Source organism: Desulfitobacterium sp. (genome assembly GCF_982384815.1).
On record NZ_CEVWNY010000083.1, the window covers coordinates 1 to 13,452 of the forward strand.

Below are 13,452 nucleotides of genomic sequence, written 5' to 3' on the forward strand. Positions count from 1 at the left end.
TCTAATTATTGGATAACTTTATAGACTCACGTCCATCCTATGCTCAAGGAGGAGGTCTGCTATGAATACTGAAAAACCCGCAATAGAAATCGCCACTTTTGCCGGAGGCTGCTTTTGGTGCATAGAAGCCGCTTTTAGTAAAGTGAAGGGTGTGATGGCAGTTCAATCCGGCTATACCGGTGGACATGTCGAGAATCCAACCTATAATGAGGTATGCTCCCATACAACCGGACATTTGGAAGCCATCCAAATTAAATTTGATCCAAGCCAAATCACTTATAAAAAACTAGTTGATCTTTTTTGGCAACAGATTGATCCTACCGATCCGGGTGGGCAATTCCATGATCGAGGCGAATCCTATCAAACGGCCATCTTTTATCATAGTGAAGAACAGCGCCGTATTGCTGAAGAATCTAAAAAAGCACTTGAAGAGAGCAAACGATTCAATAAACCTATTGCCACACGCCTTCTCCCTGCAGCTCAATTTTATCCTGCAGAAGATTACCACCAAGGTTACCATAGAAAGAATGCTTTTCGTTATGAGCTTTATCGCCAAGGTTCCGGTCGCGATGCGTTTATAAAAAGCCATTGGCCTAAAGATAACGACCTTTTAAAACAACGCTTGACGCCAATGCAATTTCACGTTACTCAGGAAAATGGAACTGAACCGCCCTTCCAAAATGAGTTTTGGGATAACAAACATGAGGGAATTTATGTGGATATTGTTTCTGGCGAGCCCCTTTTTAGCTCCAAGGACAAGTTTGATAGTGGTTGCGGCTGGCCTAGTTTTACCAAGCCGATATTAAAAGGCAACATCACCGAAAAGCCTGACCTAAGCCATAACATGACCCGGACAGAGGTTCGCAGCCGTAGTTCCGACTCTCATTTGGGGCATGTGTTTGACGATGGACCTGGCCCGGAAGGGCTGCGTTATTGCATTAATTCAGCTGCCCTGCGCTTTATTCCAAAGGAAGATCTGGAGCGCGAGGGATACGGAGATTTTCTACTATTATTTAACTAATCGGCATCAATCGTATGATCCTATACCGAAAAGCGAAAGAGCTGAATATCTACATACCCTAAAACTTCATACTTATAGTTAAAAGCGTCTTCCCCTTTACGGGAAATGACGCTTTTATTTTAGTTCAGCTCTATTTGCTGATTTACAACTAAGCGAGCATCCGGCTTACTTATGGTTATGGTAATATTTTTGCTGGTCTTCCACAATTCATCCTCTGGGTCAATGCCAAAGCCTATAGTAATTCCATCCTGCCCATAATAACTTCCACCACCCTTTACCTCAAGTATATCTCCGTTTTCATTGGTGATTTTAAGTCCTGAAGCAAAGTTGTTGTAGCGATCATCAAATAAAAGTTCATCCGACTTTGCAACATAGGGTTCCTTCTTCCGGATCTTTTCTGCAGGTTCCACAATCTCCAGTTCAATCCAATTTTCCGGATCAATAATCCCCAATCTGACCGTACTATCGTAGAAGGATACTGCCGCATCCTGTCCCTCAGGAACTTTGTTCCGTCCCTCTTTGCCTACATAAAGTGACCAATCCACAGGAAAATTTAATACATCGGAAGTTTTGAATTGGATAGCTCTAATATCCAATGATACTTTACTGGGCCATTGGTTTAATGGTTGAGCATAGAAGGTAAATTTGAAGGAGTTGGGAGTATCACCAGGAACAATGGATTCATAACTAAGTCCTGCCGATTGCTCACCGGACCTAATAAACCCTTCAAGGTGATTAAAAGTTTCTCCTTCCAGTAGCTTTACCTCCCCATACAGTAAGGTTTTGGAGGACTTTACCTCCATACCCGTTAAGTGGAGGCTTCTCCCCTTCCATTCATAGCTCTTATCAAGGGGTACCATTTCCGAGGACTCCCTGAGAAATTCATCAGAGAGAGGGAGTTGAACTGAAATTTCACCCTCGATGGTATCAACAGGTCCAGGCTTTCGAGAACCTTCAGGGATTATCCAGTTTGAAACTGTTAAGGTAAGCTCCTGTGCCGGAACCGGGGTATTGTATCCCATAAAAACCATGATCTGATGATATCCCTCCGCAGATATACCTCCCCACCTTTTACTTAAAGGCTCCATAGAGGAATTGTTTCTCATATATTCTTCAGGGGGCACATCAATAGCCCTCCGAGAGGCCATCAAATAGTTTTTGCTCGGTTCCTTTACCGTATAAAGCACATAGGTATAAGACGGGGTATACCATACCTTTTCAAAAGTTACTACGGCATCTGTGCCAGGAATAACCTCTGATATATTAATATCCACAATTTGTCCTGCCCTTTCAGCCCTCTGCCACCCTGGGACAACGCTATTGGCAAAATCCTCAGCTGAATTCACTTTAACCGGCACTTCATTGTTAAAACTCCTACCATAAAAAAAGCTGCCTGCACTAGCAATAAGCATTATTATTAGAACCAAAATTCCTGCCACAAACATTCGCTTCCTAAGTTTAAGAAGAAACTTTTTAGCAGATTGAAATTTATCCTTCTCTTCGGCGGTAAATATATCTGCCCGAATATCAGGTACCAGGTCATCCATATCCAAGTATTTTTCCCTGCACTCAGGACATTTTTCCAGATGCCATTCGATGAAGTCCCTGGTTTCTTGTGATACAAGTTCGTCACCGTACAAAGGGATAAGATCCTCTGTGATCTTACAGTAATCAATCTTCACTTCCATTCCTCCCTTCCAACGTCCGCATAGATCTCTTTTAATTTCTGTTTCGCACGATAGAATGTTACCCGAACCCAATTCTCTGTCTTCCCCAATGTTTTCGCTATCTCCCCATAACTCAGTTCTTCATACTCCCTAAGAATTATCACCGTTCGATAGGTTTCCTGTAGGCTGTAAATGGCTTTTTTCATATTCAACCTTTGCTCTTTTTGGAGGAGCTGCTCCGCAGGATCTGTATCACTCTCTCCTGAGTTAAGAAGCTTCTCATCAATGAGGGTAAAGGCAATGTCCCGAGTATGCTCTTTACTAATCTTACTAAGATAAGTGTTGCGGGCAATAGCGAACAGCCATGTTTTTACCGAAGACTCTTTACGAAACTTTGGCAGTGCCTGTAAAGCGCGAAAGAACGTTTCCTGGGTTAATTCCTCTGCGAGGTCATAATCACCCGAAAGACGCAGGAGATAACCAAAAATCGGCTCCCTAAGTTCCAGATACATTTCAGTTAGGTTTCTCATCCAAGCATCACCCAGACACCGCCCTTCCCTGGCTTCTATAAACTTAGTAAGAAAATGCGGATGTTTATTACAAAAAAATAAAAAATATACAAAATGGCGATAAGCCTTAAAGGTTTAATCGCCGCTCATTTCAGTCCCTACATTAAAGGAATTGCAAGTAAAGAGCTTATGCTTAATAGCTAAAGTAATTCCCACATCATTATAAGCCATCCTTATGCGCTTATGCATAGTCTGAATAGTCCGAATATTCTATGTATTCTGACCACCCGCCCCTGTATTTTAACCATTCATATTATAAAACCATCCTTTTAAGCTGGAAACAATCTGTAATACATGTGCATGAGATAGAGTAAAAACTGAAGGAACGCATTATATAAAAGAACCACCCCTATGCATCGCTGCATAATTGGAAATTCAGCGTCGCCTAAACTTAAAGTAAGGAGGAATTGAATGACTCATTTAATGTATGAGAAAAGGAATTCAATTGCTAAGATTATCCTTAATCGCCCGGAAGCACTTAACGCCTTTTCATCGCCCATGATCAAATCCTGGTCGGAAGCATTGAAAGATGCCCAGGAGGACCCCAAAATTCGTGTCGTGATTGTGACTGCCGTAGGGAAAGCCTTCTGTTCCGGCGGAGATGTAAAGACGATGTTAGCAGGTAAAGGATTTATCGCTGAAGATGAAAAGGGTGAGTGTTGGGGACCAAAAGGCCTTGATCGCAAAAAATCGCTCACAAATTACATTCATAAAATTGCTCTCACCTTGGATTCTATGGATAAACCCGTTATATGCGCGATCAATGGCGCAGCAGTCGGAGCAGGCCTAGATATGGCTTTAATGTGCGACATTCGAATCGCAGCGGAAACAGCACAGCTATCTGCAGGGTATGTAAAAGTAGGTTTAGTCCCCGGAGATGGAGGCTGCTACTATATGCCTCGTCTAGTTGGGGCCGCCAAAGCATTAGAACTCTTATGGACAGCTGACTTTATATCCGCTCACGAGGCTGAACGTATAGGGCTTGTCAATAAGGTCGTTCCCCTAGATAAGCTGGAAGAAGCAACCTTAGAAATTGCGACTAGAATTGCCGATAGCCCCCCTGTCAGTGTACAAATGATCAAACGCGCAGTTTATTCCGGTTTACGTACTAATGACCTTAGAACCGCCTTAGATATGATTTCCTCACACATGGCAATCGTCACTGAAATGGCTGATCATATGGAAGGAGTCGCAGCTATAAGGGAGAAGCGCCCCCCCCGGTTTACTGGGGAATAAGAGAAAGTCGAATAAGGAGGAATTCATCAATGGACTTTAAATTTACCGAGGAACAAATCATGCTTCGTGAAACAGTAGCAAAATTCGTTGAGAAGGAGATAATCCCCACCTTAGATGAAGATCTAAAAAATCATACCTTCAGACCTGAAATAGTACGCAAAATGGGCAACGCCGGATTTTTAGGATGCGGAATACCAGAGGAATACGGAGGAAACGGACTTGGTATTTTGGAATCGGTCCTTATTGCAGAAGAGTTGGCCAAAGTAAACTCTTCCTGGCGGGTTCCCCTGAACATGCAAAACATCGGAACTGCTTTGACCGTCAATAATTATGGCACTCCTGAACAGAAAGAGCGTTTTATCCCTGACTGGGTAAGTGGAAATTCCCTGGGTTTCTTCGCGATCACAGAGCCTAACACAGGTTCAGATGTTGCAAGCATGAATACCACAGCGAAAGATAAAGGAGATTACTGGGAGCTTAACGGTCAGAAAATGTGGATATCCCAGGCAGCCTATGGAGATTGGGGCCTAGTTTATGCCTTTACAGACCGTGCTAAAAAATACAAAGGAATGACCTGCTTTATTGTCAACCTCAAAGAAACAGACGGAATTAGCGTACGGGATATCACAACCAAGATGGGACTGGCAAATGCCCCAACGGGTGAGATTTCCTTTGATAGTGCCAAAATCCCCAAGGACTCCGTCTTAGGAAATGTAGGGGAAGGCTTCAATATCTGTATGTGGCAGCTTAATAATACTCGAATCAGTTGCGCCGCAGGAGCACTCGGGGTTGCAGGTGCGGCCATAAATGCAGCTATTGCTTATGCTAACGAAAGAACTCAATTCGGGCAAAAAATTGCCTCTTTCCAGATGATTAAAGCTTCTATTGCCGAAATGGTCGCGGAACATGCCGCTGCCCAGCTCCTGGTTTACAGAGCCGCCTGGCTTAAGGACCAAAATCTACCCAATCAATATGAAACCTCAATCGCAAAATATGTGGCCAGCGAATCTGCCGTCCATTGTGCAAATGAAGCGATGAAAATTCTGGGTTCTTTCGGATACTCCTCTGAATACCCTGTAGAACGCTATCTCCGCGATGCTAAATCCTATCAAGTAGTGGAAGGCACTTCAAACATTCAGAAACTAATTATCTCCGGGGTAGCCCTGGGCGAAAGTAAAAACCGCTAAAATTAACCTGATTAAAGGTCCAAAGCAAACTAATAAGAAAGATGAAATGTATATAGATCATCTTAATATAGAGGGGTAGATGAGATTATTTTTAAAGGAGTGGGATTAATGAAAAAAATTGTTGCGCTAATCCTGACTACTATTCTAACTTTAACCTTAGCGGGTTGTAGCGGTAGTACCAACAGCGGTAGTTCTAATAACGGCAGTACCGGTAGCGGCGACTCAAGCAAGGTCGAGAAGATTAATATCGGCACAGGGACGACTGCCGGGGCTTATTATCCCATCGGAAATGCCCTCGCCAAAGTATGGAGTGATAAAGTACCCGGTATCAAAGCCTCCGCCCAATCGACAGATGCCAGTGCTAAAAATATAACACTTCTCCAACAAAAAGAATCACATATCGGTTTTACAATGGCAAATGTAGCCTTTTCTGCCTATGAAGGAAAAGATAGCTTTGAAGGCCGCGCTTATAAAGATCTCCGTGGCTTAAGCCAACTATATCCTAATGTCACCCAGATCGTAGTACGCAAGGACTCAGGAATTAATTCCATTGCAGATCTAAAAGGTAAGCGTTTTGTCCCCGGTGCAACCGGTAGCGGAACCCTCTTTAATTCCAAGGAAGTACTTGATGTCTATGGGCTTAACTTCTGGGATAAAGGTTCGAATAATGTCAATCCGGATTATGTCGGTTTTACCGAAGCAGCGGAATTAATAAAGAATAACCAGGCTGACGCCGCTAACTTCTCCGGTGCTATGCCTTTGGCAGCGATCATGGATATGGCAAATTCCACTAACATAAAAGTACTCTCTTTGGAACCGGAAATGATTCAGGAAATAATTAAAAGATATCCCTTCTACTATGAGTATACAATCCCTGCCGGAACCTATAAAGGGCAGAATGAAGAGATCAAAACTGTCGCCCTTGCGAATCTCCTCGTAACCCGTGCCGACCTAAGTGAAGATTTGGTCTATAAGCTGACCAAAGGAATGTATGAAAACCTTCCTGACCTGGTAATAACCCACTCCTCGGCTAAATACATTACCAAAGAAACCGGTCCCCAAGGGATGGGTACAATCCCCTTACACCCAGGTGCAGAAAAATACTTCAAGGAAGTAGGCGTTTTGAAGTAAGGAGGGGGCCCCATGAATAATGAAGAAAAATACAAGATAATAACTGCGGATCAAATCGCTTCAGAGGAAGTCGTTCAAGAGCTCCTTGAGAAATATGACAACGAGTCAAAATTCCGGAAATTCTCACCTAAAACAAAAATGGCTCTTCTCATTTCTACTGTTGCTATTCTGTGGTCCAGTTTCCAATTGTGGATTGCGGGATTCGGCACCCTCGAAGCGATCAAAATGCGTGCAGCGCACCTGACCTTTGTGCTCGTTTTGATCTTTCTCCTTTACCCCGCACGAAAAAAGAATATGAAATCTCTCCCTTCCCTTTTCGATTGGGGATTAATAATTATCAGCATCGCCATCGGAGTATATATATTTATCGCCAATGACCAACTTGCAGCGCGAGGTGGCCTCGCCATAACGAGGGATTACATCTTCGGTGCTTTAGCAATCCTGGTCGTCTTCGAAGGGGGACGAAGAGCTCTCGGCAAAGAGCTGCCGATTCTTGGTCTGTTATTTCTCTTGTATGCCTATTTAGGAGAATATATCCCCGGTTCCCTCGGTCATAGCGGTTTTTCAATAAGACGAATTATCGAGCATATGTATCTTGGTACTGAAGGCATTTTTGGCACAGCTTTAGGGGTATCTGCATCCTACATTTTCTTATTCGTACTTTTTGGTGCCTTTCTGGGTGAAACAGGCATGGCCAAATTCATTAATGACTCATCGATGGCCTTAGCAGGAACATCACCTGGTGGTCCGGCGAAAGTTGCAGTCTTCGCCAGTGGGCTTATGGGTACGATTAACGGAAGTGCCGTGGCTAATGTCGCTACGACCGGGGCCTTCACCATTCCATTAATGAAAAACGTCGGTTACAAGCCTCATTTCGCGGGTGCGGTAGAAGCCGTCGCCTCAACTGGTGGCCAACTCATGCCTCCTGTCATGGGTGCTGCCGCCTTTATCATGGCAGAGTTCCTCAATATCCCGTATAGAAACATTATGATTGCGGCTCTTTTACCGGCCTTTCTCTACTATTTAGCGGTCTTCGTAATGGTGCACTTAGAGGCGGTGAAAACTGGACTATCGGGAATACCCCGCGAACAGCTACCCTCACTTAAGCATGTCATAAAGGAAAGGGGACACCTGGTTTTACCGCTAATCGCCATCATTTACTTGCTCATGAAAGGGGTTACCCCTACATTCGCTGCCTTTTATGGGATTATTATCGCCGTTTTAGCAAGCTATCTCCGTAAGAGCACTCGCATGAGTTTCAAGGGTATTCTTATGGCGATGGAAATGGGTGCTAAGGGGAGTGTTGGAGTTGCAATTGCCACTGCCGTTGTTGGCTTTATTGTTGGCGTTTCTTCACTGACCAGTCTAGGCATTAATCTCGGTGATAACATGGTAGGCCTTGCCCATGGAAGCCTGATATTGACCTTAATCCTAGCTATGATCACAGCTATTATTTTAGGTATGGGCATGCCTACCACCGCTGTATACATCGTTGGCGCGACGATCATTGCACCGGCTTTAATTAAACTTGGAGTCGCTCCCCTTCCCGCTCACCTGTTTGTCTTCTACTTTGGTAACATCTCTAATGTTACCCCACCGGTTGCGCTTGCAGCCTTTACCGGAGCGGGCATAGCCGGGGCAAACCCCAGCAAGGTCGGATGGGCAGCCGCACGCTTAGCAATAGCCGGTTTTATCATTCCTTTCATTTGGATCTACTCGCCGGCTTTAATCGCCCAAGGCCAACCCATAGAAATTTTATTGGCTGCAATCACGGCATCCGTTGGCGTCATCGCTTTAGCCGCAGCCGTCCAGGGGTATCTCTTGAATAAGACCACAAAACTGCAACGTTTTCTTCTTCTTGCCGGAGCCCTTGGTCTGGTTAAGCCCGGTCTGTTTACTGACATTTTCGGCCTAGCGGTGCTTATTATCGTTTTCCTTTGGCAGAGAAGGACAGCAGATGCGGGATTACCCCAGCCGGTTTTTGCTTCCCCACAGGATAATACACTTGAGAAGCTTTAGGATATTAAGATAGGGGGAGAAGTCAATGCGTTATCTAATGGAGCCTACAGGTGTTGTGATTGTCGGTGCCAGCCAGGATTTTACAACGATCAACGGCAAAATTCTTAAATATTTACTCAAACACGACTATCAAGGAAAAATTTATCCGGTTAATCCGAAATATAAAGAAATCGCCGGAATTACCTGCTATCCATCCGTTGAAGCCTTACCCGAACCCGTTGATTTAGCTTTGATCGCTATTGCTGCGGCTAGGGTGCCAAGTATCCTACAGGATTGCGGAAAGCGGGGTATCAAGCGAGCCATTATCTTTTCATCAGGGTTCGCCGAGACCGGCAATGGAAAACTTCAAGAGGAAATCAAACAAATTGCCCACGAAAACAATCTTCGTATTATTGGCCCGAACTGTCTGGGGATGCTCAATGTTTCATCAGGCCTAATGGCTTCTTTTAGCGGGTCATTAGAAGTAGATAAAGTAAAAGCAGGTCCAGTGGCTTTAGTCTCTCAAAGCGGTGCAGTGGGTTTTATGCTCTTTAACTTATTACAGGAAGCTAGTATCGGGGTAAATTTTGTGATCACTACGGGCAATGAGGTCGATTTAACGGCAGGTGAAGGTCTATCCTATGTCGTTGAAAACCCAAATACCAAAGTAATCATCTCCTATCTGGAGGGGCTTAGGGATGGGGAAAGCTTTAGGCAAACTGCTACTCGGGCAGCCGAGCTGGGTAAACCTATCATTGCTCTTAAGGTAGGGAACTCAAAGTGTGGACAAAAAGCCGCCGCTACCCATACCGCGGCTCTTACCGGATCCAGTGCGGCTTATAAAAGCTATTTCGAGAAAATGGGGATTCTTCAGGCCAATGATAGTGATGATATTATTGACCTAGCTCAAGCCTTCTCAGCAGGGAAATTACCTAAAGGGAACCGTGTTGCAATTGTAACCATGTCTGGTGGCGTCGGTATTTTACTAGCCGATCGTTTGGAAGAGGTCGACCTTCAAGTGCCGGAATTAAGCGCGGGGTTACAAGAAAAAGTAAGGAAAGTCATCCCCCCCTTTGGTTCGGCACTAAATCCGGTTGATGTAACAGCCCAATCCCTAAACCGAGGCGACGAGTTTAAGCAATGTCTGCAAATTCTCCTCGCCTCAGATGAAATTGATATGTTAATCGTCGCAATTACAATGGCTACAGGAAAAATCGCCGAGAAGATCGGCCGTGATATCGCGGAAAGCGTCATAAACACTGACAAACCACTCGTAGTCAGCTGGAGTGTAGGGCAGGTTGCCAAGCCAGGCTTTGACATTCTTCGTGAAGCAGGAATACCTCTCTATCATTCTCCGGCTCGCGCAGCCAAAGCACTGGGGGCTTTATATTCTTATGCTAATTTCTGTGGGAATTGGGTTGCACCGGCTGCCATAGCTAAAAATGAAGAACGGAAGGCTAAAGTCCAAAGTATTCTAAAAGACAGCATTCAAGCGTTGACTGAGCGCGAGACAAAAGAAATCCTTAAATTATATAATTTACCGGTTACTAGCGAATTCCTTGCTTATACTGCAGATGAGGCAGTCAAGCTGGCTAACGCTATGAACTTCCCTGTTGTGATGAAGATTGATTCCCCTGATATTCTACACAAGACTGAAGCCGGTGGGGTAGTTATGAATATAAGCACTGTTGAGGAAGTAGCAGCGGCCTTTGCCAATATTATGAGTAAAGCCAGAGACTATAATCCGCAAGCACAGATTAATGGGGTTTTAGTGCAAGAACAAGTACCACCAGGGGTCGAATGCATTATAGGGCTACAGCGTGACCCGGTACTGGGCCCACAGATCATGTTTGGTCTTGGAGGGATTTTCGTCGAAGTTTTAAAAGATGTTATTCTGAAACCAATACCTATAAGCCGCGAAGATACCTGGGATATGTTGAACAAAATTAAAGGGACTGCCTTATTAAATGGGGTTAGAGGAAGGCAAGCTATCGATAAAGAGGCTTTAGTCGAGATCCTCCTTGGTGTAAGTCAACTGGCGGTTGAGGCTGGAGAAGCTTTGCAAAGTCTTGATATAAACCCTGTCGTGGCTTTTCCTGAAGGTCAAGGAGCCAAGATTCTCGATGGAGTTTTAGTCAGTAAACTAGATTAATTCTCGGTCAATTAGAAAGGAGAGCATCACAATGGTAACAAGAGTTGGGCAGATTATGACACCTCTTTCAGTCTATTTACGGGATTTCCATACTATCGGTGATGCCTTAACTCTATTGAAAGAGATGAATCTACCTGGTCTCCCACTGTTAGATGAACAAGGGGCCTTCAAAGGGCTGATCCTTCGGGATATTCTAAGTACACTTAATATAGAAAACTTTGCTTATACGGACCCTGTATACCGCTATCTTTGCACTAAGTTTATCCCCCTCAAAGAAGAAACCTTGATCGAGAATGTTTGGAATCTCCCTTTTGAAGTCTTCCCTGTTTTCGGTGGAGATCAAGAGATTAAAGGAATTGTCACAAAAATTTCTCTGATGGAAACGTTTTTTAAACGGTATCATTTTCGTTTACAAGAACTCGAAGCCGTATTTAATTCCGCCTCAAGTGCGATTCTATCGATCAACAAGCAGGGAATCATTACCTCTATGAATCCCGCCGCCGAAGGACCGGTACGGGCAAGACCTCAGGAAGCTATCGGTCGGTATCTCAATGACGTCATCATCCCCAGTGGTCTGCTCGAGGTGGTGCAGACCGGTATACCTGAATATAACGTCAAATTTCAAGTCGGTAAACGTAAATATATTACAAACCGGACTCCGATAATTCAAGATGGTGAAGTCATGGGAGCTGTCGGGGTATTTCAAGATATTTCTTATTTAGAATCCATCTCTCAAGAATTGCAGACAGTAAAAAACCTAAATAGCGAACTGGAGATTATTGTAAATTCAGCCTACGACGGCATTCTAATCTGTAATACTGAGGGAGAAATACTTCGCAGTAATTTAGCAGCAAGTCAAATCTTAGAAACCCCGAAGGAAGAACTAAATGGCAAGACTTTTGCCTACTTAATATCACAGGGCTATTTTAGAAAAAATATCGTTTATCGGGTGAAGATGGAGGGGGGATCAGTGAGTATAATAGAAACATCAAACCTTGGCCGATCCCTTCTCCTCACCGCTCATCCCATCTTTGATGACGATGGAAATCTATATCGTGTCGTCGTTAATATACGGGAGATAAGTGGAGTTGTACAGGTGCGTGAAGTCTTTAATAAATCAGAGTTTAAGCTTATTGCCCAGTCTAAGTCTTTCAAAAAAAGTTTAGATCTTGCGAAGAGAATAGCAAATGTTCCCTCTCCAATTATTCTGATTGGTGAAAAAGGGGTAGGTAAATTAAGCATTGCGAAAACAATCCAGAGTTTGGGATCATTTAAAGACAAGGCCTTTTATAGACTCGATTGTAAATTGATCCCAGAAAGCATACTGGAAACTGAACTTTTCGGCGAAAATATATCAACACAGACTGATCGAAATTCAACCGGCCTACTTTATTCCCCCAACCTTGGTGTCCTCTACCTTGAGAATATCGGAGATATGTCTCTTAGACTACAATACAATTTGTTCCACTATCTTCAAAACCAAAGACTCAAAACTTCCCAAAGTCGAAATCCAATTCACTTCCGAATTATCGCTTCATCCAATAAACCCCTCATGGAATATATCAACAAAGGAACCTTCCTCGATGATTTATACTTTCTTTTAAATCCGGTTAATTTACATATCAGCCCCTTGCGCCACCGAAAAGAGGATATAAGGCCATTAATAGGCTACTTTTTAAAACAACTTGCTACTCAGTATAATGAAGAAAAAGAACTATCCCAGGACGCTTTAGAATTCCTCCTTAATTATGATTGGCCGGGTAACGTAAAGGAACTAAAAACTACCTTAGAAAAACTGGTAGTGATAGAAAAATCCAAATTTATTACATCAATTAGTGTGCAACGAGCACTTAATAAAGAAGAAAAGATCCAGAACAAAATCCACGTGAATGACCTAATCCCAATTAAAGAAGCAATTGAATACCTTGAAGAACAACTTGTTACCCTCGCTATGCAAAGGTATGGTAGCACAGTAAAAGCTGCCAAGGCCTTAGGTGTCAATCAATCTACTGTCGTCCGTAAACTTCAACGGATGAGAGCAACGGCTATCATCTAAACTCCTGCAGTGTGCTTCCCGAACGGGTGAAACTACATATTAGTGTGTCAATAACTCCGTCCCCTTGACACATCCTCGACAAATGCAAAAAGACCATCTTATTCAGATGGCCTTTACTCTTACCTGGCAACACGAAAAGCGGTTGAGCTTTTCGCCACACTGCCTCCCATGACGAATACTCCTGCAGTGTGGATATTACTTTCCCAGGTAGGCCGCGCCTCATAGTATGTTTCCCGGGACATAGCGCCAGGCCGCGAAACAGTACACTGTACTGTTTCGTCTGCGGTCCAAGTAAGGCGGCGGGTTCAGTATTATTTTCCCACAGCCCGCACGCCGCGTGAAGACATACTATGTCTTCACGTATCAGCCCTGGAACGAAAGGCGGAAGAGCCTTTCGCCACACTGCGTCCCGAGACGAATACTCCTGCAGTGTGA

General features: G+C 43.9%; 10 protein-coding genes. 7 read left to right on the forward strand and 3 right to left on the reverse strand.

The window, feature by feature from the left end; all coding sequences use genetic code 11:
* Positions 1-61: 61 nt before the first annotated feature.
* On the forward strand, positions 62-1,021 hold the full coding sequence (msrB, locus tag AC1U9U_RS11770) for a peptide-methionine (R)-S-oxide reductase MsrB (RefSeq protein WP_479960756.1): 960 nt from the start codon (positions 62-64) through the stop codon (positions 1,019-1,021).
* Positions 1,022-1,140: 119 nt separating this feature from the next.
* Here the strand turns inward: msrB and AC1U9U_RS11775 are convergent, their stop codons facing one another.
* On the reverse strand, positions 1,141-2,709 hold the full coding sequence (locus tag AC1U9U_RS11775; RefSeq protein WP_479960757.1) for a zf-HC2 domain-containing protein: 1,569 nt from the start codon (positions 2,707-2,709) through the stop codon (positions 1,141-1,143).
* Positions 2,700-3,218 carry an RNA polymerase sigma factor gene (locus AC1U9U_RS11780; protein ID WP_479960758.1) on the reverse strand — a complete coding sequence of 173 codons (519 nt, stop codon included), beginning with the start codon at positions 3,216-3,218 and terminating at the stop codon, positions 2,700-2,702. The genes AC1U9U_RS11775 and AC1U9U_RS11780 overlap by 10 nt, the downstream gene beginning before the upstream one ends.
* A gap of 450 nt (positions 3,219-3,668) precedes the next feature.
* Between AC1U9U_RS11780 and AC1U9U_RS11785 the strand changes: the two genes are divergently transcribed.
* The 6 genes from AC1U9U_RS11785 to AC1U9U_RS11810 all read left to right on the forward strand — a co-directional run bounded on the left by AC1U9U_RS11785 (position 3,669) and on the right by AC1U9U_RS11810 (position 13,017).
* Positions 3,669-4,493 (forward strand): enoyl-CoA hydratase/isomerase family protein, encoded by an 825-nt coding sequence (locus tag AC1U9U_RS11785; protein WP_479960759.1) that lies wholly within the window; start codon positions 3,669-3,671, stop codon positions 4,491-4,493.
* Positions 4,494-4,522: 29 nt separating this feature from the next.
* A complete protein-coding gene (locus AC1U9U_RS11790) occupies positions 4,523-5,680 on the forward strand; it encodes an acyl-CoA dehydrogenase family protein (protein WP_479960760.1) in 1,158 nt (385 codons plus the stop codon).
* Between the two features lie 108 nt (positions 5,681-5,788).
* Positions 5,789-6,811: a TAXI family TRAP transporter solute-binding subunit gene (locus AC1U9U_RS11795; protein ID WP_479960761.1), complete on the forward strand. Its 1,023-nt coding sequence runs from the start codon at positions 5,789-5,791 to the stop codon at positions 6,809-6,811.
* Positions 6,812-6,823: 12 nt separating this feature from the next.
* Complete coding sequence (locus AC1U9U_RS11800; protein WP_479960762.1) at positions 6,824-8,830, forward strand: TRAP transporter permease; 2,007 nt, start codon at positions 6,824-6,826, stop codon at positions 8,828-8,830.
* A gap of 25 nt (positions 8,831-8,855) precedes the next feature.
* Positions 8,856-10,961: an acetate--CoA ligase family protein gene (locus AC1U9U_RS11805; protein WP_479960763.1), complete on the forward strand. Its 2,106-nt coding sequence runs from the start codon at positions 8,856-8,858 to the stop codon at positions 10,959-10,961.
* A gap of 31 nt (positions 10,962-10,992) precedes the next feature.
* Complete coding sequence (locus AC1U9U_RS11810; RefSeq protein ID WP_479960764.1) at positions 10,993-13,017, forward strand: sigma 54-interacting transcriptional regulator; 2,025 nt, start codon at positions 10,993-10,995, stop codon at positions 13,015-13,017.
* A gap of 119 nt (positions 13,018-13,136) precedes the next feature.
* On the opposite strand, the gene AC1U9U_RS11815 is transcribed toward AC1U9U_RS11810, so the two are convergent.
* Positions 13,137-13,259, reverse strand: coding sequence for a hypothetical protein (locus tag AC1U9U_RS11815; protein WP_479960765.1), 123 nt, complete (start codon positions 13,257-13,259; stop codon positions 13,137-13,139).
* Positions 13,260-13,452: the final 193 nt, after the last annotated feature.